Raw genomic sequence first — 26,381 nt, forward strand, 5'->3', positions numbered from 1 at the left:
TTCGTAATATTGATTTACGAACATAATAATCATTTCAAATCGTCACGCTCTAAAATGACTCTTAAAATACAGATTTACAATAATTTCAAAGAACTTATTTTAATTTTTAGTGGACACTAGTGAAAAATCTTCTTTATTAAAAATATCATCTAGTACATTTTTCATTAAAAAATTCTCAGAAAACTCTTTATTGAAAAACCCAAAGAAGTTACCATACTTTTTCTTTATAACATCCTTACTCTCATAAATTTCTTTGAGTTTAAATTTTGTACTTCTATAAAATTTATCAACTACAAAAAAATAATTCACTATTGAGAATCTATTCTCACCTAAAAAATAAATGGGATTATTTTTCAAGTGTGTAAAATCTTCATCTAACATAATATTATCTGATGTCATTGAAAGTAAAAATTTCAATGATGCTTCATCTTGAACTTCAAAAGCATATCCTTTTGAAATAATAGACATTAATAATTGACCAAATAAGTATTTCATTTGAACAATAAATTCTTCTTCTGAACTTACACTAAAACTATTTAAGAATTCATTTTTTATTTCTTCAAAATCTAGATTAGAATTCAAAAATTTGAATAATTCCTCAACCTTGTGAATTGTACAAAAAACTAGTTTTAAAAATTCTATACCATCTTCTTCAAATAATGCTAAATCAGATTCAGGAAATTTAAGAACTAAATTAAAATCAACAAGCTTTTCAAAATTATCATCATTTAAATTATTTAACTTTTGATGAGCATTAAGTTGAGTATTAATAAGAAGAAATGCTTTGAACAAATTCATTTCATCTTCGTCAACTGAAATACGCTTGTTGTTCAAAATTTCTTTATTAGATAAAATAAGTTCAGCTAATTTTAGACCAGCGTATTTAGAAATTACCCTTGGTTTTTGTATTATACTATTTGCTTTTGAGTAATCTTTAACCCTTTGAACAACTTGATTATGCAAATCAGGATTAGAAAAAAAATTATCAAAATTAGTACCTGGATTCTTACTACAAAATCCAATTGACATTAATAAAGATTCCCTAGACACATTTTTTAAATAATCTATTACTTCTTTAGGCTTTTCATCAGGAAAAACATTTTCAAACTGCAATCTTTGTAATACTTTCACCATTTTAGACATTTTAAAATTATTTGTAAAACATTTAGAAATTGAAAATCGAGTGATTAACTTCACTTTTTAAACTAAAAAATCATTACCGAAGATTTTTCCTGTTTATATGTTCAAATATAGTAGATTTAAAAATCATCTTTTTAATACTTTGTATTTTAATAATTGTATAAAAAACGCTTCCTCGTAAAAGAAAGCGTTCATTTAATATATATTTCGAAAACTATTTAATTCCCATTAAAAACCAAATACAAAGCCAAAATCACCACTCCTAACAAACCAAACAAAAGCTTCACTTTCTTACTCGTTTTAGGAATATCCCTTTCATCTGAAAAATTAACTTCCGGATTTTTATCCACTAAAGAAATTAGCACTGCTGCAATTAAAAGCACGGCAAAAATGTAAAACGAAATCAATAAAAAGTGAGGCCAAACCGGGTATTTATCTGCAGGAAAAATCCATAAATACAAAACTCCTACGAATAAACTAAAGGCTGAACCCCAGGAAAGCGTTGCATTTACGGCTTTTTTGGTCGTGCGTTTCCAGAAAACACTCAATAAGAATACAACCGATAATGATGGCGCAAGGAAACCTAAAACCGCCTGAAAGATGTTGAATAAATTCTGTCCTTTGATGTTGTCAATCGCAATGGCAATCAGGATCGCAAACACACAGCCTGCCCCAATCGTCAATCGTCCGATTTTGATCTGTTCTTTTATAGAGGCTGTCGGATTCATTTTCTTTACATAAATGTCATTGGTAAAAACGGTACTCAATGCATTTAAAGACGAACCAATTGTGCCCACCAAAACGGCAATCATGACACAAATCACCAAACCATTCATTCCGCTTGGGAATAAATTCGTCACCATCGTCATATAAGCCAAATCAGAGTTTTTACCCAATTCAGGAAACAAAACCGAACACAGGATTCCCGGTAAAATAAACAACGGCAATGCCATTACTTTCAGCCATCCTATAAAGTTCACTCCCAATTGTCCTTGTTCTAAATTTTTGGCTCCCAAAACACTCTGTACCATCGATTGATCCGTACAGAAAAATGCAACTGCCGCCACAGGATAACCTAATAAAATAGCAGGCCACGGATAATGTGCATCGTCTGCAGGCTGTACCAGATTCCAGAAATTAGAAGGTGTTTTGGCAATCAACGCTTCGATTCCACCTACTTTCTGCAGACCTAAATATGATAAGGTAAGCGAAACGACAATCAATAAAATCATCTGAAAAACATTCACTTTTGCAATGGCCTTCAATCCTCCCGCATAAGTAAAAATTCCGGAGAAAATCACTAAAACCGTCACACTCTGCCACATCGGGATTCCTAAAATCTGACGTACCAAAATTCCACCGCTGAATAATCCTAACGATAACCAGCTTACCAAAATTTTCACCATAGCATACCAGGCCAAAATCGTCTGTGTACTGTCACCATAGCGTTTCCCCATATATTCGGGCATGGTGCTGACTTTACTCGCAATGTATCTTGGCGCAAAAACGATAGCCAAAAGCAATAAAAAGACAAAGGCATACCATTCGAAATTTCCGGCCACGATTCCGGTCGCATAACCAATACTGGCAAAAGCCAATAAAGAGGAAGGTCCCACATTAGTCCCCCACATATTGAACCCGATGTTGTACCAGTTCAGGGAATTTCCCGCCATGAAAAGCGTTTCGTTCTTTTTGCTCTGCTTCACGCTCACCACATATCCAATGACCAACAAAATCACCAGATAGGCAGCAACAATGATAAAATCAAGGGCCGTTAATTTATCGTAGATGCTGTTCATAGTCCATATTGGTTAAGAATAGCAGCAATTTTTACTGGCATTCCGGTTTGTAAAGACTGATCCATTGCCTGAAGTAAAGCTACCGTTCCAATTCCTTCTTCCATGTTTGGGTATGCTTCAAAATTCTGTTCGATACTATCGACAAAATATTCTAAGTAATTCTGATATTCCCCACCGTGATGGCTCTGCCCTTCAAAACGGAAATAATATTTTAAAGTGCTGTCGCCCCAGGTAATTACTTTTTCTTCACCGGTTTTGTCTGTAACGGCATAACGCAGTTCGTGATAATCGGCCTGGCTGGCACCTTCGGTTGCTCTTAAAATGGTACTCATACCGCTGTCTCTTTGAGCTGGTTGCGTTGGCGAAGTATAGACTCCGCTTACTCGGGCGATTCTACCGTCTGTCGCTTTGAAGATAAAATGCATCGTATCTTCATTCTTCAATCCAGCTGATTTTCCGTTACTGCTGATCATTCCGTACCCCATCACTTCTTCGATGTTTGGCAGGTACCATCTGATGAAATCTACCGGATGGCTCAAACCACCATAAAGCCATTTAAAAGATTGCAGCAAAGACCATTCTTTTTTCAAAAACCATCTGTGGTCTGCGTGGTACTGGGCTTCAATCGTAATTAAATCTCCTATCAATCCCGCTTCGTAATCGGCTCTTTGTCTTTTTGCAGGTTCGAAAAATCTTGAACTTTGACCAATAAAAACTTTTTTTCCTGTCTTTTTGCTTAGCTCCAATAGTTCTTTAGCATCTGAAAGATCATCGATAAATGGTTTGGTACACACTACGTGCTTTCCTGCCAACAAAGCCTGCTTTACGTGTTGAGCGTGCAAATGATCGGGCGTATAGATTGCGATGATATCAATGGCATCATCGTTTAATAAATCGTCATAGTTTGTGGTATACGAATGAAAATCGAATTCTTTTGCTCTTTGTTTGCAGATTTCTTCGTTTCTGTCGCACACTTTTACAAGTTCTAATTTTGAACTTTCTAAAGCGGCCGACATCGTGCTTCGTCCTTCTCCAAGTCCCAGAATAGCTATTTTTAACATTGGTTATATTTTTAGTTTTAGATAGTTATTTTCTTTGCTCTTTATTCTTTCCTCTACTTTTTCTCTTCAACACTCACTTTATTCAGGAAAATCCAAACTTCCCCAGGTTTTGCGCCTTCGATTCCCGTTTGGTATTTTTTCATTAAGTTGTTCCAGTCGTTAACACGCGGATTATTTTCGGTCGTTTTTGGATTCAGTTTATCCAGACTTTCTCCTTTTGGAATACTGATAACCAACATTAATTGTCTTCCGTTTTTGAAAACCTGTAACTGCTGAAAATCGGCGTTGCAGAAACCTTTGGCGATTTCCGGCCATTTTTCGAATTGGGTGGTGTGGTAATCCACATATTCTTTCTGCAGTTTTTCGTCTTCAACTAAATTAGCCGTCAAAACGATATTTTCCCATTCCGATACCGGTTTTACACCTTTGCATCTTTCAAAATTCTGAAAATCATACACAGGGTTTTCATAGATTTTGATTTCCAGTTTAGGAAAAGCTAACGCCAGTTTTCTTTTCGTTCTTTCCGGCTGATTCATCAAGCCATAGATTACCAAATGGTTTCCCCATTGGTACAATTCTTCGCCTACAATTCGGAAACCTTTAATCGTTGATTTGATCTTTTCGATATCCAGATCTTTTCCTATTACTTCAATCGCTACGGGTTTTGGCATTTCCTGCAATCCCCAGGCTTCATCAACCACTACTTCTTTGGCTAATAAACTGTTGTATGGCGAACGAATTCCAGCATTTTCTTTAATTTTTGGATCTACAAAAGCATAATTATCCTGCCAGATATTTCCTTTAGGACCATTATTGTTTTTCAATATTTTCTGAATCGGAATCCAGTTGTTTTTGATGGTAAATCCTTGGCTTCCTTCATCGGTATACAAATACAGCCATAAAAACGGATCATGTGCATACGGACTGTTGTAGACTTTATCAATGTAATTCTCTTCTATTCGGCTTTCTGGTTGAGATGAAAGCGTATAAATTCCCGCTACATCATGTAAATGTTTCGCATAATGATGAATTTTATTACGCAGAATTTTATTATTACGCATTACATTTTCGGTGTGCGTCCAGCCCCAGCCCATCGAAATACCGCTATAGGCCACATCCGAAATTTCGTTGTGTTCGATAGTTAGATTTTTAATAAAACCGGCAGCAATTCCCAGACATCCCCAATCTTCATTGGCTACGTTGGTAATCAGGTTATCCGAAATTAATTCATCTGAACAAACTACGCGATCGTCTTTTACGGTATAAGGCAGATGCGCTTCGAATGATTCTTCGGAGAAAACCCCAAGATTGATTCCGTTACCACCAATATCTTTGAATAAATTTCCTTTTACAATATTATGGTTCGTTCCTCTGTGTAAATCCAAACCTGTAGAGGACAAATGCTCAAAAGAACAGCTTTCAAAAAGTGTATTATGGGCGTAATTTACCTCAACGGCTGCTCTTGGTCTTCCCACCCAGCCCTGATTTTCTAAACTCGCCTGATTTGGCGTTCCCGGAGTTTTTAATTTATAAGCATCCAGCAAATACATTCCGGCCTGCAACGGCACGTGTCCCTGCTGTGAAGGACGAAGCCAGTTGCTGTATTGAAACGAAATTCCTTTGAAATTAAAATGATGTACCGGAGTATCCAGAGTACCTTCAATCTTTACCAAATTTTCTAAAACCGGCGCAGTAACTTTAACCGAATTCAGTTGTTCTCCTTTTCTTGGAATGTAATAGATTTTTCCTTTTTTTCTGTCTAAAAACCATTCGCCCGGTTCATTCAGCATTGAAATTCCGTTGTTTAAATAGAAAGCTGAATTTCCGTTGTTTTTAGAAATCCACGGAGCCGGCCAAGGATGTTCGCTTTGGATTCGGCTTTCCGGCTGTTCGAAAGAAAGTCTTGCGCTGTCTTTTTTGATTTCGATATTTTTGATTCGAAGATTCGCAATTGCCCACCATTGCACGATGTACATTTCCATTCCCGGTTCGAACTTAACCGATTTGTCTTTAAAAGGAATCCAGCAGGTTTCAGAATCTTTATCCCATGACAAAATTCTGTCCATTTGATTTCCGGCAGTGCTTTTCGCTCTGACGGCTTTTTTGCCATTGACCCATAACTGACGGTAATTTAGAATTTCACCTGCCTGTTGCGGGGCATCTGCTTCCCAGATTGTTCCTGCTTTTAAGCCATTTATGGCAAGTGAAGATTTTTTCCAGTTTTTTATTTCGATTCCGCCGCTCAAAATAGGTTTAGCATTCGCATCCGCTTCGATAGTCGTCGGACTGTCTGCCGTTCCCGAATCTTCAGGCCTTACGAATAAAGGTTCGTTCAAATAATACGTTCCGTTCATTACGATAATACGGATTCCGTCTTTTATGGACGGATCTTTCAGACGGCGTAGTTCTCTTGCTTTCCTGACTGCCATCTGAACTGTTGCCAAGGGACTGGCCTTTGTTCCGGGATTGGTGTCTTTTCCCTGAGGTGAAACCCAGATTTCAGCAGCATGCAATGAGAATGTGCAAATTGTTATCAAAAAGATAATTAGAACTTTAGTAAAAATATTTAAACGCATTTTTTTCTTTTTTAGGTAAAGCCGTAAGGTTATATTTCTTGCCAATATATTAAATTCGCAAATAAATGTGTTTTTTACACTTTTACCAAATAATGGGTACAATTTAACAGAACATAAAAATATAAGTGTCCTGCACCCACCTGCATTTTTTCAATATGATTTATCAATACAACCGAAATTATTTACAAAAGAGATAATGAAATAGCTTTACAGATGATCTAAATCGTTTTTCAGCTATTAAATATATTGTAAATATTTTTATTAAATTTGTGCAATCGATTACATTGTAGTATTTTCGTTTTTTTAGGGAACTTATTTTACTATTTATAAAAAAAGTTTTACCAATATACACATATCGTACTATTTTGACATCGAAAATCAAACTTTAACTAATTCAATAAGAATGAAAACTAATCCAACACACTTTTTCCGTATGCTTCTGGCTGTTCTGACCATTGGCTGTTCAGGAAATGCGGTAGCCCAAAAATCAAAATCCAATGGCACGTACGACAACATTGAATTTAAAATGGCAAAGGTCAATGAACCAAAAATTCCAAAAAACACAGTCAATTTAAAAGATTTTGGCGCCGTAAACGGAGGATATGTTTTAAACACAAAAGCTTTTGAAGATGCTATTAGTGCACTTTCAAAAAAAGGAGGTGGAAAATTAATTATTCCTCCCGGAATCTGGCTTACAGGACCAATTATCCTAAAGAGCAAAATCGAATTACATGCCCAAACCGGAGCTTTAATCAAATTTTCTCCTGACAAAAGTTTGTACCCAATCATCGAAACCAGCTTTGAAGGTTTAAACACCTGGCGTTGTATCTCTCCACTTTACGGAAAAAATCTTGAAGATGTTGCCTTTACAGGAAATGGTGTCTGGGATGGTTCAGGCGAAGTTTGGAGACAGGTTAAAAAAGCAAAACTAACAGAAAGCCAATGGAAGGCGTTTGTGAATTCAGGCGGAGTTCTGAACGAAAGCAAAACCAGCTGGTATCCATCAGAAACCTTTATGAAAGCTTCGGTTGGAGCGGATCAGAATGTGCGTCTGGATTTGAAAACAAAAGAAGAATTTGAAGCTATTCATGATTTTTTACGTCCGGTATTGGTTAGTATCCAAAATAGTAAAAGAGTATTATTTGACGGCCCTGTATTTCAAAATTCTCCGGCCTGGAACATTCATCCATTAATGATTGAAGATTTAATTGTTCGTAATGTAACAGTTCGTAATCCATGGTTTTCACAAAACGGAGATGGTCTTGACGTAGAATCCTGCAAAAATGTTATTGTTGAAAATTCAAGTTTTGATGTAGGAGACGATGCCATCTGTATTAAATCAGGAAAAGACAAAGATGGTCGAGATCGTGGAGTTCCTTGCGAAAATATCATTGTAAAAAACAATATTGTGTATCATGGACACGGAGGTGTAACTGTAGGAAGCGAAATGTCTGGGGGCGTAAAAAACATGCACGTTTCTAATTGTACTTTTATGGGTACTGATGTAGGATTGCGTTTTAAAAGTAACCGTGGACGCGGCGGTGTTGTTGAAAATATTTTTATTTCTGACATTTTCATGACCGATATTCCCTCTCAGGCGATTTCATTCAATCTTTATTATGGAGGAAAATCCATTGCTGAAACTTTGGAAGAAGGCGGTGATAAAATTGTGAACCAAAAAATGCCTGTAGATGAAAAAACGCCACAGTTCAAAAACATTTCAATAAAAAATGTAACGATCAAAGGGGCGCAGCAAGCTGTATTTTTACAAGGATTACCTGAAATGAATCTTGAAAATATTGAAATCTCTAATTTGATTGCTAAAGCAGAAAAAGGATTTACTATTGTGGATGTCAACGGAATCAAAATTCACAATGCGAAACTGGATATTGAAAAGCCAAACGTAATTGATATTTATAACGGAAAAAACATGTCGTTTAAAGATATCGAATTCAATTCTACTTCATCTAAAGCCATTACTATTAATGGAGAAGCTACTGAGAACGTAGAATTTGTCCCTTCTGCAAACTCAGATTTCGCCAAAAAAACCGTTATTGGAGAAACTGTTCCAAAATCAGCGGTAAAACTATAGTTAATTAAACCTTTAAGCTTCAGTTGTGTCTAAGTTTAAACTAAACACAACTGAAGTTCATCAAAAATTACTATGAAAACATTAAAAAGTCTGTCCAGTAATAAAAGCTTATTATTCGGAATCATATTAACATCTTTTTCATTTCTTTATTCAGGTGCACAATCTGAAAAAGATAAGAAGACGACGGTAATCAGTACAAAACCATTTAGCGACAGTATGAATCACTGGTATGGTATTGCCGACAAAAGCAATATCGTAAATCCGATACCGAATCAGCCGAGATACGAAGAATCCGAATACACCAAAATAGCGGATAATATTATCTGCTTTCAGCGTGATAACGGAGGATGGCCAAAAAATTATGATATGCGTGCCATTTTGACACCTGAGCAAATAAACGATGTTGTAGGTTCAAGATCAGTTTTACATACCACTTTTGACAACTCTACCACATATACTCATGTTTATTATCTGGCGCAGGTTTATACACAAACTAAAATTGAAAAATACAAAACGGCCTGTCTGAAAGGAATCGATTTTATTTTGGAAGCACAATATGCTAATGGAGGATGGCCTCAATATTATCCTTTAGAAAAAGGATACAGCCGTCATATTACTTTTAATGACGGTGCCTACATGGGAATTATGAATCTGCTGGATAAAATAGTTCATAACGATCCTAATTTTAGTTTTATAGATGCTGAAACAAAAAACAAAGTAAATACAGCCTACGAAAAAGGAATCGACTGTATTTTAAAAACTCAAATTTCTGACCACGGAAAACTAAGTGCCTGGTGTCAGCAACATGACGAAGTTACTTTACTACCTGCCTGGGCAAGAAAATTTGAACCGCCAAGCGTGAGTAATGCAGAGAGCGTTGATATTGTTTTATTTTTAATGAGAATTGAGAATCCAAACGAACAGATTATCAGATCGGTACAAAGCGCCGTCAAATGGTTTGAAGATTCTAAAATTTACAATACCAGAGTAGAGACTTTCGAGGCTCCGGAGTTTGATTCAAAATTCAAAAAAGTGAAAGACGACCGTCGTGTTGTAAATGATCCGACAGCACCACCAATCTGGACACGCTATTACGAATTAGGAACCGGAAGGCCTTTGTTTTGCGACAGGGACAGTGTGTATCTTTATTCATTAGCAGAAGTAAGTCGTGAACGCAGAAGCGGATATGCATGGTATACTTATAATCCTGAAAAAGTATTAAAAAAATATCCGGAGTGGCAGAAAAAATGGACTCCTGAAACTGATGTTTTAAAAAAATAAAAAGTCTAAACTGATCATAAAAAAAGCGTGAATTGTAGAAATTCACGCTTTTTTTTATATTACAATATTATGGAATCTTAATCCAATCACTTATTAATATCATCATATGTTAAATAGTCTTTTCTACTAATAGTAAATATTTGCAATCCATTACCGTCCATAATTAATCCTAGACTTTCGTCATTTTTGGGAAAATAAATTTGATAGTTCTGACCATTATTTAATAGAATTTTATAGGTGTCAACAGACTTATCTGAAGAACCATGATGCCCCATTCCGCTTTGAATATAACTATGAATTATAGACTTCCCTGAGCTATCTTTTATAGTAATTTCTTTTTGCGAAAAAGTAATTTGATGTTTTTTACCTTTTAAATCTAATGCTTTCCATTTACCTTGATAAGCATCTGATCCTTCACATGATAGAATTAACAATATTAAACATATACCCAAAACTAATTTTACTTTTTTCATGACAATAATTTCTGTGTATAGTTTTCCAAAGATTGCATACAACTTAGTCATTCAACTTATAAAATGATTTAGCATTTTCAAACCAGATTTTATTCTGATCCTCTATTGAAAGCTGATACATATAATCTTCTAATGTTTTTACCAGTTGCTTATAATCTGAAGCTACATTGCAAACCGGCCAGTCGGATCCGAACATTAATTTATCTGCAGAGAAGTTTTCAAAAATCACATCCAGATACGGTTTTAAATCGGATGGTTTCCAATTGTTCCAATCGGCTTCCGTCACCATTCCGGAAATTTTGCATTTTACATTTTCGAATTTTGCAATCTCCTTAATTCCTTCTTTCCAGGACGCAATCTCACCCGATTTTATATCCGGTTTTGCAATATGATCAATCACAAAAGCCTGATCAGAGAAAGATTTCACCAAATCTATTGCAGCCGGCAGCTGATGATGAAAAATCAAAATATCATACGTAAAATTGAATTCCTTCAGAGCTTCGATTCCTTTACGAAATGCCGCCCCAAACATAAAATCATCCGGTTCTCCCTGCACAACATGTCGGAACCCTTTTAATTTTTCAAATTGAGAAAAATGACTCAATCGCTCTGAAATATTTTCAGCTCTTAAATCAACCCAGCCCACAACTCCTTTTATAAAATCATTTTTTGAAGCGAGATCTAATAAAAAATTAGTTTCTTCTTCAGACTGACTTGCCTGAACCGCTACGCATCCCGAAAATTGATTTTGGGAAAGCAATGGAGACAAGTCTTCGGGTAAAAAATTCCTTTGAATCTTTTGCATCGAATCATCAATCCAGCTATCCCTAACCGGATCAAATATCCAAAAATGCTGATGGGAGTCAATTCGGTTATTCATAAACACTAATTTACATCACTGATTAAAGCACGGTCCAAATGCACATAACCTCCATCAACAAAAACAAATTGTCCTGTAGTATGAGAAGAGCGCTCTGAAATGATAAAAAGTGCCGTATCTGCAATTTCTTCTGTTGTAGTCATTCTGGACTCAAACGGAATACTTTTATTTATTTTTTTCAAAACTGCTTCACCATCCGGTACTGTTTTTATCCAGTCTTCGTAAGCTGGCGTATAACATTCAGCAATAATAATGGCATTCGAACGGATTCCAAACTGAATCAAATCTACAGCCCATTCTCTCGTAAGTCCCAAAACGCCACCTTTTGCAGCAGCGTAACCTGAAGTTCCACCTTGACCTGTAAGAGCTACTTTTGAACCAATATTCAAAATATTACCTTTTGATTCTTTTAGGTATGGAAGTGCAAATTTCACGAGCAAAAAGTAACTTACCACATTAAGCTTTAATGAATCCATAAACTCTTCGTAAGTAGCATCTAAACCGGCACCGTCATTTACCCCTACATTATTAATCACGACATCTATCCTGCCGTATTTTTCAACAATTTTGTTTACTGCATTTTGCATTTCATCAGGATTGGTCACATCCGTTTGTACAAACAAAGAATCAATTCCTTTTTTCTGAAAAGCTTCCGCATAACCAAAGCCTCTGTTGTTTCTGTCCACCAAAACCGGAATAGCACCTTCATCAGCCAATCGGTTTATGATTGTTTCACCAATACTCCCTTCTTTTCCGGCTGAACCGGAAACTACTACAATCTTGCCTTTTAATCCTAAATCCATATCATTATTATGTTAGAAGTAATTTGTAAAATGTGAAATGTAGATTATGAAACGTAATTTTTGGAGATATAAAAGGAAAACTTATTCAGTTATATTTTTTCTAAATTTTCTCACAATGAAATTTATCGTATCACATTTTACATTTTACAAATAATTTTAATTTATTTCAATCAACGCTTTGATAACGTTATTTTTTGGATCAATCCAATTTCCAAATTCACTGATCATATCCTCAAAATCAGCTCTGTGCGTAATGTATTTTTTCGGATCTATTTTACCTTCTTTCAAACATTGCATTACATATTCAAAATCTTCGATAGTCGCATTTCTGCTGCTCATCAAAGTAGATTCTCTTTTATGGAAATCAGGATGACTGAAACTCAATTCTCCTTTTTGAAGCCCTACCAATACGAATCTTCCGCCATGCGAAATATAATTAAAAGCACTGTTCATCACTTTTTGATTTCCTGTCGCATCGATGACTACATTCGCCATATCGCCATTGGTTAATTCTTTTAATTTTTCGGCTACATCTTCATTCAACGGATTGATCGTTTCATCAGCATTCAGTTCATTTTTACAAAAACCTAATCGGTAATCGTTAATATCCATAACAATTACTTTGGCTCCGGCAATTTTAGCAAACTGAATCAATCCAATTCCGATTGGTCCTGCCCCCATTACCAAAACGGTATCAGTAGCTTTTACAGCAGCTCTTCTTACTCCGTGTGCTGCAATTGCTAATGGTTCAACCAAAGCCAGTTCATCATAATCCAATCCCTGACCGTGCAATAAATATTGTTCCGGAATAGTTACATATTCTGCCATTCCACCGTCAATATGAACACCAAAAACTTTGATGTTAGCACAACAGTTTGTTAATCCATTTCTACACGCTACACATGTTCCACAGCTGAAATACGGAATAAATGTTACTTTATCACCTGGCTCAAAACCTTTAGCATTTCCCTTGACATATTCAGCAGCCAATTCATGACCCAGAATTCTTGGGTATTCAAAATAAGGCTGTGTCCCTCCAAAAGCATGAATATCGGTTCCGCAAACTCCTATTCTTTTAATTTTCAAAAGTACTTCTCCCTCTTTTGGTTCCGGCATTGGTTTTTCTTTGATTAGAAACTCCTGCGGTTTTTCGCAAACAATATATTTCATTTTATTTAGAATAAGCTTTAGCTACTTGTTTACTTGAACCCAAACCGTCCATACCTAATTCGATAACGTCGCCCGGTTTGATATAGATTGGATCCGGCTTAATTCCTAATCCAACTCCCGGAGGCGTTCCTGTACTAATGATATCGCCAGGAAGCAAGGTCATAAACTGACTTAGGTAATGCACTAAAAATGGAATTTTGAAAACCAGGTTAGACGTATTACTATTTTGAAATTTCTTTCCGTTAACTGTCAGCCACATTGGTAAATTATTTACATCGGCAATTTCATCCTGTGTAACCAAAAACGGTCCAAGAGGCGCGAAAGTATCACAACCTTTTCCTTTTGCCCATTGTCCGCCCATTTCAATTTGAAAAGCTCTTTCGCTGTAATCATTTAATAAAGCATATCCTGCTACATAATCCAAAGCTTCTGCTTCTTCTACATAACTTGCTTTTTTGCCCACCACAAATGCCAGCTCGATTTCCCAATCCGTTTTTTCACTGTTTTTTGGGATCACCAAATCATCATTCGGACCGCATAAAGAAGTCGTTGATTTGAAAAAGATAATTGGTTCTGTTGGAATCGGAGCACCAGTTTCATGACAATGATCTACATAATTCAATCCGATACAGATTATTTTTGAAGGTCTCGCTACCGGAGAACCCAAACGTACACTTGCATCAACTTCAGGTAAAACAGGATTACTTTCTAAAGCTTTTTTTAATTTCTCTAAACCATTGTCTTCGAAAAAAGCTTCGTTAAAATCCGAAACAATTGAAGAAACATCATATCTTTTTTCCCCAATAATAACACCCGGTTTTTCTTGTCCGGCAGCTCCAAAACGTATTAATTTCATTTTCTTAATTTTTTAAGTTACTAAGATTCTAAGGTTCTGAGTTTCTAAGGCTAAAATCTTAGCAGCTTAGTATCTCAGAACCTTAGCATCTCTTTTTTAATTATTTAATTTTATAAATCCTCCGTCGATAGGATAATCACTTCCGGTAATAAATCCGGCTTCATCACTGCATAAATACATTGCCAGCGCAGCAATTTCGTCTGGTTTTCCCATACGCCCTATTGGTTGTGACTTAGACAGTTTTTCGAAAATTTCAGCTTCTTTCCCCGGATAATTTTTATTGATAAATCCATCTACAAATGGAGTATGAACCCTTGCCGGTGAAATTGAATTGCAGCGAATCCCTTCATCGATGTAATCTCTTGCTACCGATAAAGTCATTGCCATTACAGCACCTTTAGCAGTTGAATAAGCGAAACGATCCTGAATTCCAACCCATGATGCGATAGAAGCCATATTCAAAATCACACCTCCATTTGACAATCTGAATTGCGGAATTGCAGCGTACAGACAATTGTAAACGCCTTTTACATTTACATCCATCACACGATCAAAATCGGTTTCAGGTGTGGTGTCTACTTTTCCAACATGGGCAATTCCTGCATTATTAATCAAAATATGGATATTTCCAATTTTTTCAAATGTAGCAATAACCTCTTTCTGACTCGCCACGTTACAGGCATACGAAAATACTTTTCCGCCCAATTGCTCAATATCTGCGACCGCATCCTGAGCACTTTCTATTGTTAAATCAATGATATGAATTTCTGCGCCTTGTTTTGCAAACAAAGTTGCAATAGCTCTTCCTATTCCGCTGCCTCCGCCAGTTATGACTGCTTTTTTATTTTGTAATGAAAACATAATATATGTGTGTGTTTTAATTTATCTGTTTAATTCTAAAGCTGCCAGAATAAATGGTCCGGTTACTTTAGGATCGTTATCTTTCCTTTTTTCATTAATATAATATTCGTAAGAACCATCACGGTAAGGCTTTCCTCCCAAACCTGCTACAGCGCAGGCATTCGTAATTTCAATTTCTCCATTTGGATATACTTTAACAAATTTTGAAGTAATACCATCAAAAGCCTTTTCAGCAATTTTTTTGAATTTTTTAGGCAGATATCCTTTTTTAGCTCCCTTTGCAAAAGCATAAGCAAACATAGCCGTACCGGAAGTTTCTAAATAATTGCCTTCACGTGTTCCCATATCGGTTACCTGATACCATAATCCTGAAGGATCCTGAAATTTTACTAAGGCATTAGAAATGTTATTCAAATACGAAATCAATTCTTTTCTTTTTGGATGATCTTTAGGAAAATAATCCAGAACATCTATCAATCCCATCACATACCAGCCCATTGATCGGGACCAAAAATTAGGCGAAACGCCGGTTTCTTTGTTTGCCCATGGCATTTCTTTACTCTCATCCCAGGCATGGTATAACAATCCAGTTTTTGGATCCGTTGCTTTTTGCTGAATCAATTCAAATTCATGAGCGATATCATCTAACTTAGCTCCGTTTTCAAACGTAACGGTATATTCTGCATAAAATGGTTCACCCATATACAAACCATCCAGCCACATTTGGTTAGGATATATTTTTTTATGCCAAAAACCTCCGCTTGCGGTACGAGGCTGTTCTTCTAATTGTTTACGCAAAGTCTGCATTGCAATCAAATAGCGTTTGTCTTTAGTCTGCTCATAGATATCAAACAAAATTCGGCCTGTAGGTATATTATCGATATTAAAAGATTCAAATTTATAGGTTTTAATATTTCCATCAGCGTCAATTAATTCATCAGCATATTGTTTGGCATAAGCCGTGTATTTTTCATTCTTTTTTTGCTTGCCTAATTCCTGAAAAGCATAAGTAACCAAACCATGAACATAACTGATATGTGCTACTTTGGCATCATCAATCATATACGATTCAGGGTGACGCTGCATCAGTGTTAATGCCATTCTTTCCGACCATTTCAGCTTTGTTGGGATTGTATTTTGAGCATTTAAAATTGTGGTTACAAAAATCAGTAAGACAATCATTTTGGAAAGAAAAAAAGTTTTAAGCATAACCGCTACTTTAAAAATTGTATTATATGTAAATTCTAAGCGAAAATAAATGTGATTTTCACATTTACAAATATAAAACTTAATATTAATACCAAGTACTTATTTTAAGAATCAATGCCTAAAAATAGATATAATCAAAAACAATATCACATTTTATGTGTATTTTGTACAAAATATAAAAAAATATTGCACTATTTGAGAAAAAACAAATCATATAATCTTAGCAATTGAATCTAATTTCTATATTTGTAAATGTGAAAATCACATTTATTAAATTTAGACTATCAAAATGAAAAAACTAAAAGGGATTACGTGGAATCACACCAGAGGGTTATTACCAATGGTTGCCACAGCTCAACGTTTTACAGAGTTGAATCCGGATATAGAAATCAGTTGGGAGAAAAGGAGTTTACAAGAATTTGCAGATGCTTCGATTGAAGACTTAGCCAAAAGATTTGACCTATTGGTTATAGACCATCCATGGACAGGATTTGGTGCCGATACCAAAACAATTTTGCCTTTATCAGATTATCTTTCTGAAGCATATATCAAAGATCAGGAAATCAATACCGTGGGTAAATCTTACGGAAGTTATGTTTTTCACAACAAATTATGGGCATTACCAATAGATGCTGCGACTCCGGTTGCTGCCGCACGATTGGATATTTTAGAAAAACAGGGATTAAAAGTCCCACAGACTTATGATGATTTATTGGCTTTGGCCAAAAAAGGATTAATTGCTTTTGCGGGTATTCCGGTAGATTCGCTAATGACTTTTTACTCTTTTTGCTGTAGTCTGGGCGAAGACCCTTTTCAATCTCAGGAAAAAGTCATTTCTGTGGAAACAGGAAAAAAAGCTTTACAGATGCATCGTGAACTTGCTCAATTAATGGATTCGGCTAATTTTAACCGTAATCCGATTGAGGTATATGAAGCTATGGTCAATTCGGATGAGATTGCTTACTGCCCTTTTGCGTATGGCTATTCTAATTATTCAAGAATTGGTTACAGCAAAAATCTGCTTCACTTTTATGACTTAGTTAAATTGAATGACAAACCAATGATCAGCTCTTTGGGCGGAACCGGTTTGGCAGTTTCTTCATTCAGCCAATATATTCCTGAAGCTATAAAATATGCTGAATTTACAGGATCATCACAGGTACAGCAGAATATTTTTTCAGATAATGGCGGACAGCCGGGGCATTTACAAGCGTGGAAAAGCGAAAGAATCAACGGAGTAACTCATGATTATTTCAAAAATACTTTACCGGCTTTAGAAAGGGCTTTTTTAAGACCACGATATTCCGGACACATGTATTTTCAGGATCATGCCGGAGATGTTGTTCGTGATTATTTAATGAATGGCGGTGATGAAGAATCGATTCTGGAAGTAATGAATGGACTATACATTAAGTCTTTAAACTTATAACAGCATGAGACCATTAGAAGGATTAGTTGTATTGGAGTTTTGCCAGTTTTTGGCAGGACCTTCTGCGGGTTTAAAATTAGCCGATTTAGGAGCAAGGGTTATTAAAATTGAACGTCCTGTAAAAGGTGAAGCTTGCCGCCAGTTGAGCATCAAAGATCTTTTTGTCGATGAAAGCAGTCTGTTATTTCATACCATTAACCGAAATAAAGAATCTTTTGCAGCCGATTTAAAAAATCCCGAAGATTTAATTTTAGTAAAAAAATTAATCGCTAAAGCGGATATTATGACCCATAATTTCCGTCCGGGCGTAATGGAAAAAATCGGACTGGATTTTGAAACAACTTTAAATATTAATCCAAAAATAATTTACGGAACCATTACAGGTTACGGAGACAAAGGTCCCTGGGCAAATAAACCGGGACAGGATTTGCTTTTGCAGTCACTTTCGGGATTAAGCTGGCTAAGCGGCAGGAAAAGTCAGGGACCAGTTCCTTTTGGTCTGGCTGTAGCCGATTTGATGTGCGGCAACCATTTCGTTCAGGGAATTTTAGCAGCTTTACTTAAAAGAGCTAAAACCGGAAAAGGTGTTTTGGTCGAAGTCAGCTTGCTGGAATCGGTTTTGGATGTTCAGTTTGAAGCAATAACTTCTTACTTGAATGATGGAGGACAACAGCCACAAAGAAGTGATGTAAAAGGAAGTGCTCATGCTTTTCTAAGCGCTCCTTACGGAGTTTATCAAACTAAAGACGGGTATATTTCTCTTGCAATGGGCGATTTGCTTTTTATTGGAAGTGTTTTAGAAATCGATTTCCAAAAATACACTGATAAACACAAATGGTTTTCTCAAAGAGATGAAATCAGGGAAATATTAGCAGAAAAACTATTGACTCAAAAAGCAGATTACTGGATTGAATTACTTCAAAAAGAAGGAATCTGGTGTGGAAAAGTACTCAATTACGAGGAATTAGACAGCCAGCCTTTTGTAGAGGAATTGCAATTGAAACAAACCGTTAAAAATTCGGCCGGAGAAACAATGGTTACTACCCGAAGCCCGATTCAACTGGATGGAGAAATTTTGGTTAGTCAAAAAGCTGCTCCAAAAGTAGGAGAACACAATGAAACGATACACGAAGAATTTATTGTTTAATTGTTGAATCGTTTATTTGTTAAATCGTTTTGTCATCAGTAAGACTCAATTCAACAGCTAAACGATAAACAAAAATGATACTCAACACACAATTCAACGGTTAAACAGTTAAACGATTAAACAAAAAAATGAAACCATTAGAAGATTATTTAATAGTAGATTTTAGCCAGTTTCTTTCCGGCCCTTCAGCGAGTTTACGATTGGCAGATCTGGGGGCGCGCGTGATAAAAATTGAGAAACCGGGAACAGGTGATATCTGCAGAACCTTATATACTTCTGATTTGATTATGAATGGAGAATCGTCCGTTTTTCATACCATCAACAGAAATAAAGAATCATTTGCAATTGATTTCAAACAACAAAGTGAACTCGAAAAATTAAAAAAACTATTGGCTAAAGCCGATGTGGTCATGCACAATTTCAGACCCGGAGTAATGGAACGTGTAGGCTTGAGTTATGACGAAGTCAAAGAGATTAATCCTAATATCGTTTATGCCGAAATTTCGGGTTATGGCACAAAATCCGAATTAAAAGATTTACCGGGACAGGATTTATTATTGCAATCTTTGACAGCCTTAACATGGTTAAGTGGAAATCAGGAGGATGGACCCGTACCAATGGGATTATCAATTGTGGATATGTTGGCGGGAGCACATCTGGCACAAGGAATTTTAGCTGCTTTGTATAGAAAAGCAACTCATAATATTGGGGAGAAAGTTCAGGTAAGCATGCTGGAATCGGCTTTTGATTTTCAGTTTGAAACCATTACAACTTATTTTAACGATGGCGGTGAACTGCCTGTCCGAACAAAATCTAACAATGCTCACGCTTATTTGGGTGCGCCTTACGGAATTTACAAAACCAATGATGGTTATTTAGCTTTGGCCATGGGATCGATTCCGGTTTTGGCTTCGCTTTTAAAATGCGATGCGTTATTACAATTCCCCGAGAATAAATTTGAATTAAGAGATGACATCAAAAATATTTTAGCTGAACATTTACAAACTCAGGAAACCCAATATTGGCTGGATATTTTAGAACCCGCAGATATTTGGTGTGCCAAAGTCCTGAACTACAAACAGCTTTTTGCAGAAGAAGGTTTTCAGGTTTTGAATTTCGTACAAAGAGTTGAAATGCTTGACAGTTACAATTATAAAACTACCCGATGTCCTATTAGAATTGACGGAGAAATTTTCACATCAGGGAAAGGTTCACCAAAATTAGGACAGGACAACGAGCGAATTATTAAAGAATTTATAGGCTAATGGAAAAATTACGAATCGCTGTCCGGAAATTTGATCCTTTTGAAAGTACGCTGCAAAAGCTGTGGGATTTGTTCTGCCTAAAAAACAACATCACTATTGAAGCAGAAATGATTCCGCTGGAACTGCATGATTTATACGAAGAAACCATTACCAATAAAGGTTTAATAAACGGAAACTGGGACATAGCGCACATTAATACCGACTGGATTTTTGATGCTGTGAATGAAAAAGCAGTTCTGGATTTAAACCCATTGATTTCTGAAAATCCGCCAGAAAATTATCCTGAAGGCTGGCATCAATCTTTATTACATTTACAACAAATAAATAATGGGACTTATGGATTACCATTTCATGATGGACCGGAATGTTTGATTTATAGAAAAGATTTATTTGAAAATTCGACTGAAAAAGAAAATTTCAAAAAGCAGTTTGGTTACGAATTACATCCTCCCAAAACATGGAAACAATTTACTCAAATTGCCGAATTTTTCAGTCGCCCTGAACAAAATTTATACGGTTCTGTTTTTGCACATTATCCTGACGGTCATAATATGGTTTTTGATTTTTGCCTGCAATTATGGACAAGAGGCGGCTCTTTATTAAACTCCCAAAACCAAATCGATATTAACCACACCAGTGCAATTGAAGCTTTGGATTTTTACAGAACTATAGCCAATAATAAAAAAGCCATTCATCCGCAATCAAAAGATTTTGGTTCTGTTGAAGCTGGTATGGCTTTCGCCAAAGGAGAAGCAGTAATGGCGATCAACTGGTTTGGATTTGCCTCGATGTGCGAAGTGATTGAAGAATCAGCTGTAAAAGAAAAAGTTGATATTACGGAATTGCCTCATAACGAAAATCATAAAACGGCTTCACTGAATGTGTATTGGCTGTACACCATTGGCACAGGAAGTAAACACCAAAAACTGGCGTACGATTTTCTACGATTTGCCACAACTCCGGAAAGTGATAAATTATTAACGACCGAAGGCGGAATCGGTTGCCGTAAATCTACGTGGAATGATGTTGAAATCAACACAACTATTCCGTTTTATCATAAACTGGAAACATTACATGAAAATGCTTTGACACTTCCTCAAACTCCGGTTTGGCCAAAAGTAGCCGAGCTTATTGACAAGATGGTTTTAAAATCATTAGAAAGCAACATTCCATCCGAAAAATTATTAGAAGAAACACAGAATCTTATTCTGCAAATTATATAATTATGAATATTCCATATAAACCCTTATTACCAGAAACAAAGCAGCCAATCATCATTATTGGCGCAAGCGGTATCGTAAAAGATGCCCATCTTCCAGCTTATAAAATGGCTGGCTTTTCGGTTTTCGGTATTACCAACAGAACGGTTGCAAAAGCACATTCAATGGCTGAAGAATTTGGTATCCCGAATGTTTTTGAAAACGTAGCCGAAGCTGTAAAAAACGCTCCATCAAATGCGGTTTATGACATCACTGTACTACCTGATCAATACATCGAAATTCTGGAGCAATTGCCAGATGGTGCTGCAGTGCTGATTCAAAAACCTATGGGAAATGATTTGGCTCAGGCCAGAGAAATTGTTGCTGTTTGCGAAAGAAAAAAATTAGTTGCTGCTATTAATTTTCAATTGCGTTTTGCGTCTTTTGTTAGTGCTGCGAGACATCTTATTACTGAAGGAATTATTGGTGATTTATACGATTTAGAATTTAAAGTTACGGTAAACACACCTTGGGAATTGTTCCCGCTCATTAAGGAGCATCCAAGATTGGAAATTCTATTTCACAGCGTGCATTATATTGACTGCATTCGTTCTTTTTTAGGAAATCCAAAAGGAGTTTACGCCAAAACAACTAATCACCCTTTGAAAAAATTATCTTCCTGCCGTTCTTCGATTATTTTGGATTACGGAGATTCAATGCGTGTGGTTATCAATACGAATCACGATCATCATTTTGGACCAAAACATGAAGAAAGCTACATCAAATGGGAAGGAACAAAAGGAGCAATTAAAGCCAAAATGGGCTTGTTGATGAATTACCCTGACGGTATGCCGGACGAATTTGAAGTTGCTTTGGAAAAAGATGGTACGTACGAATGGGAAAAAATCAATTTGGAAGGTTCCTGGTTTCCGGAAGCTTTCATTGGTACTATGTCAAATTTGATGCGCTTCAAAGAAGGTTCAGATTCAAAATTATTGGCGAGTGTTCAGGATGTTCTCGATACGATGAAAGTTGTCGAAGCCTGTTACATCAGTAATGAAAAAGGAGCCATTTCACTAAATGAATTATAATTTAGTCAAAAGCCGAAAGTCATAAAGTTTTCAAGAAATGGACTTTGGACTTTGGACTTTGGACTTTTAAACTAAAAAAAAATATATGTATTTCAAATCCACATTTTTCGAAGACTATCAACTTAATGATAAAAGAGTTACATTAGGCAGAACTATTACAGAAACCGATTTTGTAGTTCATGCTGGTCATACAGGCGATTTTTTTCCACATCACATGGATGAAGAGTGGTGTAAAACACAACCTTTCGGACAGCGAATTGCCCACGGAACAATGATTTTCAGTATTGGAATCGGTTTGACTGCTTCTGAAATAAATCCGGAAGCTTTTTCTAAAGGATACGACAGAATGCGATTTGTGAAGCCGGTTCATATTGGAGACACCATCCATTCTGAAATTACGATTTCGGAAAAAGGAGAAGCCAAAAAACCGGATATGGGAACGGTGACGGAGCATGTAGAAATCATCAACCAACGAGGTGAAGTGGTTTTAGTATGTGATCACCTTTTATTAGTAAAAAAGAAATAATTCTTTTGCGGTACAAAGGTTCAAAGTAATAAAGAGGTAAAGATTTCTTTACTTGAACCCAAAACCCAAAACCTTTGCAACTTTGAGCCTTTGAGGCTTTGAACCCTTTAAAAAAAAATCTAACTATGCAAGTAACCAACCAAACGGAAGACCAACATGAAGTTCCAACAGAAGGCGGAAAAGGAAACAAATATCTTTTACCTTTTATTTTAATTACCAGCTTATTTTTCCTATGGGGAATGGCGCATGGACTTGATGGTATCTTAATTCCACACTTAAAAAAAGCTTGTCAGCTTAATAATAGCCAATCAACATTAATCGACACTGCCATCTTTTTTGCCTATTTTATAATGGCAATCCCGGCGGGAATGATTATAAAAAAAATAGGATACAAAAATAGTATTATTACTGGTTTATTAGTTTTTGCTATAGGAGCATTTCTTTTCGTTCCTGCAGCAAACACCAGAACTTACGAACTTTTCCTGTTTGCTTTATTCGTTATTGGTTGTGGGTTAACAATTCTTGAAACAAGTGCTAATCCGTATGCTGCTATTTTAGGCCCTACAGAGTCTTCATCATTTAGATTAAATTTGGCTGCATCATTTAATGGTTTAGCAGCAATGTTAGGTCCTGTTTTGGGAGGTATTTTTATACTTTCAGGAATCAACCATACTCCAGAAGAAATGGCTGCAATGCCAGAAGCGACAAAAGCAGCTTACTTATTAGAAGAGGCTTCGGCTGTGAAATTACCTTATATCGTTTTAGGAAGCATCTTGGTTTTAGTAGCCATTATGTTTTACTTTATGCATTTGCCATCAATGAAATCTAAACAAACTGAAAACGAAATTAAACCTGGGTTTTTCTCTGTTTTGAAATTCTCCCACTTAACTTGGGCAGTTGTAGCGCAATTTTTTTATGTAGGAGCACAGGTCTGCGTAACTAGTTTCTTTGTTCGAATAGCACAAAAGGAAGCGGGATTAGATGAAAAAACGGCAGCATACTATCTTGGCATTTATGGTTTCTTGTTTATGGCTGGACGATTTAGCGGAACTTTCTTTTTGAAATTTGTCAAAGATTATGTTTTGCTTTCTATCTACTGTGTTGCAAATATTTTACTTTGCTTAATAGCCATTTACGGATCAGGAATTGTAGTTATTTATGCTTTAGGTGGAATTGGATTCTTTATGTCTATTATGTTTCCAACAATTTTCTCCTTAGGATTAGTAGGTTTAAAATCCAATACAGAAACGGGTTCATCATGGTTGGTAATGTCTATTGTGGGTGGCGCAATTCTTCCTTACGCAATGGGAACTTTAATTGATATGAAACATGATGATATTCAGGCTGGATATATCATTCCTTTGGTTTGTTTTGCAATTATTCTTTATTTTGGAATGTTCGGGCACAAAGTAAAAAATGTCGTTTCTTAGTTAAATTTCAATTATTTTTATAAATTTCCAAGGAGCAATAATGTTCCTTGGAAATTTTATTTTTAAACTTTATCATTCATAAATCTAACATGAAAAAAACTTTACTTACCTTTTCTTTTTTATTTATTAGTTTTAGCGCACTTCTATACGCCCAAAAAAACAAAACTACTTATGATATTGTAGTAGCTGCTGATGGAAGCGGTAATTATACAAAAGTTCAGGATGCTTTTAATGCTGTACCTGATAATAATTCTAAACGTACTGTTATTTTTGTAAAGCCAGGTGTTTATAAAGAGAAACTAAAATTAACCTCAGGAAAGAAAAATGTTTCCTTAATTGGCGAATCGTATAAAAACACGATTCTCACTTACGATGATTATGCTGAAATTGCCGGAGGAACGAGCAAATCATTTAGTGTTTTAATTGAAGCAAATGATTTTTTTGCAGAAAACATCACTTTTGAAAACACAATTAGTAGTGAGTTACCCCAATATAAAAAAGGAGGTCAGGCTGTAGCTCTAATGGTAAACGGCGACAGAACAATATTTCATAATTGTAAAATGAGCGGTTTTCAGGATACTTTTTACCTAAAAGCAAATAAGAGAACCTATATCAAAGATTGTATCATTGATGGAACAACAGACTTTATTTTTGGGGCAGGAATAGCCTTGTTTGAAAATTGTGTTATCCAATGCAGAAAAGACTCTTACATCACTGCGGGAAATCATGAAGCAGGAAAAAGCAAATATGGATTTGTATTCAACGATTGTATAATAATGAAATATCCTAAAGCAGCTATTTCAAAAGTATCACTTGGAAGACCTTGGGGAGCTGGTGCAAATACAGTTTTTATCCATTGTTACGAAGAATCGGTTATAATACCTGAAGGATGGTCTATATGGTCTAAAGATCCGGAAAATAAAGCCTATGACAACTGGAAAACTTCTTTCTATGCAGAATATGATTGTTTTGGACCTGGCTCAGATACAAATAAACGCATTTCATGGTCTAAACAATTGAATAAAGTCGAAGTCTCTGAATACACAAAAGAAAAAATATTTGCAGCAAACACTACAACCGCAAATAAACTCGAAGGCGACTGGAATCCGATAATTGAAAAAGACAAATGTGATTCTGTCTTACCTTCCAAAAAAGCCAAGAATGCCAATTCAAATTTTGAAAAAGCATTTAACTAAGTTGCTATTACAAAAGCGGATCAATTATATAGATCCGCTTTTTTTAGCACATATCTAAATCATTCAACTTTTCTTAGATTTTTGATTTAAACATTTTATCTTTTTAAAAATTTCCATTTATAATGAGGAGTCCCCATTATAAAAAGGGGCTTCCAACCTATATTTTTATATGCCCCTTTTTATAATGCTGTCGGGCTATCCAGGCTACTTCGGTAGCTTCTTCCTATCCCTCTCCCGCTGCGGTTTTCATAACAGGGTTTTGCTGGATACAAAGTCACTGCTTTTTAATAAAGAGCATATCTCAAATTAAAAATTAAGAAGAATTTATTGATCCCAGATTATCCAATCTTTTGCGCATGATCCATAAAAACTGTAAAGGCAAAAAAAAAGCGCAATTACTTTATTAAAAGTAATTGCGCTTTGTACTCAGAGCGGGACTTGAACCCGCACGAACATTGCTGTTCACTGGATTTTAAGTCCAGCGTGTCTACCAATTTCACCATCCGAGCAATTCGTGGTACCTCCAGGGATCGAACCAGGGACACATGGATTTTCAGTCCATTGCTCTACCATCTGAGCTAAGGTACCTCTCATTTTAAACAAAAAACCCTGTTTCATTAGAAACAGGGTTTTCAAAGAAAGGCGACGACATACTCTCCCACAATACTGCAGTACCATCTGCGCAGGCGGGCTTAACTTCTCTGTTCGGGATGGGAAGAGGTGAGCCCCGCCGCTATAACCACCTTAAGGTTTTTAGTCTAAAGTCGAAGGTCATAAAGTCTAAAGTCATTTTACTAACTTTTTAACTTTGGACTTTCCTCTTTACGACTTACTCGCGTCGAGCTAATATTTTAACATACTGAGATAAAGAAAGGTTTTTATTTATTAGAAAGTTCT

21 protein-coding genes, 2 tRNA genes and 1 rRNA gene are annotated in these 26,381 nt (G+C 35.9%); 10 read left to right on the plus strand and 14 right to left on the minus strand.

Annotated features, from left to right (window positions below):
* Positions 1–99: 99 nt before the first annotated feature.
* From AAEO57_RS20310 to AAEO57_RS20325, 4 genes are all read right to left on the minus strand, one after another.
* The gene (locus tag AAEO57_RS20310) at positions 100–1,134 is read right to left on the minus strand and encodes a hypothetical protein (RefSeq protein ID WP_341694859.1); all 1,035 of its coding nucleotides are present in this window, start codon (positions 1,132–1,134) and stop codon (positions 100–102) included.
* A 224-nt stretch (positions 1,135–1,358) separates the two neighbouring features.
* A complete protein-coding gene (locus AAEO57_RS20315) occupies positions 1,359–2,939 on the minus strand; it encodes a sodium:solute symporter (RefSeq protein ID WP_341694860.1) in 1,581 nt (526 codons plus the stop codon).
* Positions 2,936–4,000, minus strand: coding sequence for a Gfo/Idh/MocA family protein (locus AAEO57_RS20320; protein WP_341694861.1), 1,065 nt, complete (start codon positions 3,998–4,000; stop codon positions 2,936–2,938). Before AAEO57_RS20320 ends, AAEO57_RS20315 begins: the two co-directional genes overlap by 4 nt.
* A 53-nt stretch (positions 4,001–4,053) precedes the next feature.
* A complete protein-coding gene (locus tag AAEO57_RS20325) occupies positions 4,054–6,576 on the minus strand; it encodes an L-rhamnose mutarotase (RefSeq protein WP_341694862.1) in 2,523 nt (840 codons plus the stop codon).
* A gap of 403 nt (positions 6,577–6,979) precedes the next feature.
* Between AAEO57_RS20325 and AAEO57_RS20330 the strand changes: the two genes are divergently transcribed.
* The gene (locus AAEO57_RS20330) at positions 6,980–8,668 is read left to right on the plus strand and encodes a glycoside hydrolase family 28 protein (RefSeq protein WP_341694863.1); all 1,689 of its coding nucleotides are present in this window, start codon (positions 6,980–6,982) and stop codon (positions 8,666–8,668) included.
* 72 nt (positions 8,669–8,740) lie between these two features.
* Positions 8,741–9,949 (plus strand): pectate lyase, encoded by a 1,209-nt coding sequence (gene pelA, locus AAEO57_RS20335; RefSeq protein WP_341694864.1) that lies wholly within the window; start codon positions 8,741–8,743, stop codon positions 9,947–9,949.
* Positions 9,950–10,035: 86 nt separating this feature from the next.
* Here pelA and AAEO57_RS20340 read toward each other — a convergent pair whose 3' ends face one another.
* The 7 genes from AAEO57_RS20340 to AAEO57_RS20370 form a co-directional block, all read right to left on the minus strand.
* Positions 10,036–10,422: a hypothetical protein gene (locus tag AAEO57_RS20340; protein WP_341694865.1), complete on the minus strand. Its 387-nt coding sequence runs from the start codon at positions 10,420–10,422 to the stop codon at positions 10,036–10,038.
* 43 nt (positions 10,423–10,465) lie between these two features.
* Positions 10,466–11,302 (minus strand): amidohydrolase family protein, encoded by an 837-nt coding sequence (locus AAEO57_RS20345; protein ID WP_341694866.1) that lies wholly within the window; start codon positions 11,300–11,302, stop codon positions 10,466–10,468.
* A 5-nt stretch (positions 11,303–11,307) separates the two neighbouring features.
* Positions 11,308–12,105 (minus strand): SDR family oxidoreductase, encoded by a 798-nt coding sequence (locus AAEO57_RS20350; RefSeq protein ID WP_341694867.1) that lies wholly within the window; start codon positions 12,103–12,105, stop codon positions 11,308–11,310.
* Positions 12,106–12,261: 156 nt separating this feature from the next.
* Positions 12,262–13,275: a zinc-binding alcohol dehydrogenase family protein gene (locus tag AAEO57_RS20355; RefSeq protein WP_341694868.1), complete on the minus strand. Its 1,014-nt coding sequence runs from the start codon at positions 13,273–13,275 to the stop codon at positions 12,262–12,264.
* Between the two features lies 1 nt (position 13,276).
* On the minus strand, positions 13,277–14,131 hold the full coding sequence (locus AAEO57_RS20360; RefSeq protein ID WP_341694869.1) for a fumarylacetoacetate hydrolase family protein: 855 nt from the start codon (positions 14,129–14,131) through the stop codon (positions 13,277–13,279).
* Positions 14,132–14,227: 96 nt separating this feature from the next.
* Positions 14,228–14,992 carry an SDR family NAD(P)-dependent oxidoreductase gene (locus AAEO57_RS20365; RefSeq protein ID WP_341694870.1) on the minus strand — a complete coding sequence of 255 codons (765 nt, stop codon included), beginning with the start codon at positions 14,990–14,992 and terminating at the stop codon, positions 14,228–14,230.
* A 21-nt stretch (positions 14,993–15,013) separates the two neighbouring features.
* The gene (locus AAEO57_RS20370; protein ID WP_341694871.1) at positions 15,014–16,201 is read right to left on the minus strand and encodes a glycoside hydrolase family 88/105 protein; all 1,188 of its coding nucleotides are present in this window, start codon (positions 16,199–16,201) and stop codon (positions 15,014–15,016) included.
* A 289-nt stretch (positions 16,202–16,490) separates the two neighbouring features.
* On the opposite strand from AAEO57_RS20370, the gene AAEO57_RS20375 reads away from it, so the two are divergent.
* The 8 genes from AAEO57_RS20375 to AAEO57_RS20410 all read left to right on the plus strand — a co-directional run bounded on the left by AAEO57_RS20375 (position 16,491) and on the right by AAEO57_RS20410 (position 25,484).
* Positions 16,491–17,630 (plus strand): ABC transporter substrate-binding protein, encoded by a 1,140-nt coding sequence (locus AAEO57_RS20375; RefSeq protein ID WP_341694872.1) that lies wholly within the window; start codon positions 16,491–16,493, stop codon positions 17,628–17,630.
* 4 nt (positions 17,631–17,634) lie between these two features.
* Positions 17,635–18,777, plus strand: coding sequence for a CaiB/BaiF CoA transferase family protein (locus tag AAEO57_RS20380; protein ID WP_341694873.1), 1,143 nt, complete (start codon positions 17,635–17,637; stop codon positions 18,775–18,777).
* Between the two features lie 128 nt (positions 18,778–18,905).
* Entirely contained in the window at positions 18,906–20,042 is a 1,137-nt protein-coding gene (locus AAEO57_RS20385) for a CaiB/BaiF CoA transferase family protein (protein ID WP_341694874.1), read from the plus strand.
* Positions 20,042–21,265, plus strand: a complete 1,224-nt coding sequence (locus AAEO57_RS20390; RefSeq protein ID WP_341694875.1) for an extracellular solute-binding protein — start codon at positions 20,042–20,044, stop codon at positions 21,263–21,265. The genes AAEO57_RS20385 and AAEO57_RS20390 overlap by 1 nt, the downstream gene beginning before the upstream one ends.
* Positions 21,266–21,267: 2 nt before the next feature.
* On the plus strand, positions 21,268–22,332 hold the full coding sequence (locus tag AAEO57_RS20395; protein ID WP_341694876.1) for a Gfo/Idh/MocA family protein: 1,065 nt from the start codon (positions 21,268–21,270) through the stop codon (positions 22,330–22,332).
* 85 nt (positions 22,333–22,417) lie between these two features.
* Complete coding sequence (locus tag AAEO57_RS20400; RefSeq protein ID WP_341694877.1) at positions 22,418–22,858, plus strand: MaoC/PaaZ C-terminal domain-containing protein; 441 nt, start codon at positions 22,418–22,420, stop codon at positions 22,856–22,858.
* Positions 22,859–22,983: 125 nt separating this feature from the next.
* Positions 22,984–24,288 carry an L-fucose:H+ symporter permease gene (gene fucP / locus AAEO57_RS20405; RefSeq protein ID WP_341694878.1) on the plus strand — a complete coding sequence of 435 codons (1,305 nt, stop codon included), beginning with the start codon at positions 22,984–22,986 and terminating at the stop codon, positions 24,286–24,288.
* Between the two features lie 89 nt (positions 24,289–24,377).
* Complete coding sequence (locus tag AAEO57_RS20410) at positions 24,378–25,484, plus strand: pectinesterase family protein (RefSeq protein ID WP_341694879.1); 1,107 nt, start codon at positions 24,378–24,380, stop codon at positions 25,482–25,484.
* 423 nt (positions 25,485–25,907) lie between these two features.
* On the opposite strand, the gene AAEO57_RS20415 is transcribed toward AAEO57_RS20410, so the two are convergent.
* The 3 genes from AAEO57_RS20415 to rrf all read right to left on the minus strand — a co-directional run bounded on the left by AAEO57_RS20415 (position 25,908) and on the right by rrf (position 26,231).
* A tRNA-Leu gene (locus AAEO57_RS20415) sits at positions 25,908–25,993 on the minus strand.
* Positions 25,994–25,999: 6 nt separating this feature from the next.
* Positions 26,000–26,072: transfer RNA gene (locus tag AAEO57_RS20420), tRNA-Phe, on the minus strand.
* Between the two features lie 49 nt (positions 26,073–26,121).
* Positions 26,122–26,231, minus strand: a 5S ribosomal RNA gene (rrf, locus tag AAEO57_RS20425).
* Positions 26,232–26,381: the final 150 nt, after the last annotated feature.

The organism is Flavobacterium calami (genome assembly GCF_038290035.1).
Lineage (GTDB): Bacteria > Bacteroidota > Bacteroidia > Flavobacteriales > Flavobacteriaceae > Flavobacterium > Flavobacterium calami.

Bases quoted from the DNA above. Each gene is read 5' to 3' on its own strand.
- AAEO57_RS20315 (WP_341694860.1), bottom strand. From the start codon at position 2,939: ATGAACAGCATCTACGATAAATTAACGGCCCTTGATTTTATCATTGTT.
- AAEO57_RS20395 (WP_341694876.1), top strand. From the start codon at position 21,268: ATGAATATTCCATATAAACCCTTATTACCAGAAACAAAGCAGCCAATC.
- AAEO57_RS20360 (WP_341694869.1), bottom strand. From the start codon at position 14,131: ATGAAATTAATACGTTTTGGAGCTGCCGGACAAGAAAAACCGGGTGTT.
- AAEO57_RS20350 (WP_341694867.1), bottom strand. From the start codon at position 12,105: ATGGATTTAGGATTAAAAGGCAAGATTGTAGTAGTTTCCGGTTCAGCC.
- AAEO57_RS20320 (WP_341694861.1), bottom strand. From the start codon at position 4,000: ATGTTAAAAATAGCTATTCTGGGACTTGGAGAAGGACGAAGCACGATG.
- AAEO57_RS20355 (WP_341694868.1), bottom strand. From the start codon at position 13,275: ATGAAATATATTGTTTGCGAAAAACCGCAGGAGTTTCTAATCAAAGAA.
- pelA (WP_341694864.1), top strand. From the start codon at position 8,741: ATGAAAACATTAAAAAGTCTGTCCAGTAATAAAAGCTTATTATTCGGA.
- fucP (WP_341694878.1), top strand. From the start codon at position 22,984: ATGCAAGTAACCAACCAAACGGAAGACCAACATGAAGTTCCAACAGAA.
- AAEO57_RS20330 (WP_341694863.1), top strand. From the start codon at position 6,980: ATGAAAACTAATCCAACACACTTTTTCCGTATGCTTCTGGCTGTTCTG.
- AAEO57_RS20325 (WP_341694862.1), bottom strand. From the start codon at position 6,576: ATGCGTTTAAATATTTTTACTAAAGTTCTAATTATCTTTTTGATAACA.
- AAEO57_RS20340 (WP_341694865.1), bottom strand. From the start codon at position 10,422: ATGAAAAAAGTAAAATTAGTTTTGGGTATATGTTTAATATTGTTAATT.
- AAEO57_RS20385 (WP_341694874.1), top strand. From the start codon at position 18,906: ATGAAACCATTAGAAGATTATTTAATAGTAGATTTTAGCCAGTTTCTT.
- AAEO57_RS20310 (WP_341694859.1), bottom strand. From the start codon at position 1,134: ATGGTGAAAGTATTACAAAGATTGCAGTTTGAAAATGTTTTTCCTGAT.
- AAEO57_RS20365 (WP_341694870.1), bottom strand. From the start codon at position 14,992: ATGTTTTCATTACAAAATAAAAAAGCAGTCATAACTGGCGGAGGCAGC.
- AAEO57_RS20400 (WP_341694877.1), top strand. From the start codon at position 22,418: ATGTATTTCAAATCCACATTTTTCGAAGACTATCAACTTAATGATAAA.
- AAEO57_RS20345 (WP_341694866.1), bottom strand. From the start codon at position 11,302: ATGAATAACCGAATTGACTCCCATCAGCATTTTTGGATATTTGATCCG.
- AAEO57_RS20410 (WP_341694879.1), top strand. From the start codon at position 24,378: ATGAAAAAAACTTTACTTACCTTTTCTTTTTTATTTATTAGTTTTAGC.
- AAEO57_RS20375 (WP_341694872.1), top strand. From the start codon at position 16,491: ATGAAAAAACTAAAAGGGATTACGTGGAATCACACCAGAGGGTTATTA.
- AAEO57_RS20390 (WP_341694875.1), top strand. From the start codon at position 20,042: ATGGAAAAATTACGAATCGCTGTCCGGAAATTTGATCCTTTTGAAAGT.
- AAEO57_RS20370 (WP_341694871.1), bottom strand. From the start codon at position 16,201: ATGCTTAAAACTTTTTTTCTTTCCAAAATGATTGTCTTACTGATTTTT.
- AAEO57_RS20380 (WP_341694873.1), top strand. From the start codon at position 17,635: ATGAGACCATTAGAAGGATTAGTTGTATTGGAGTTTTGCCAGTTTTTG.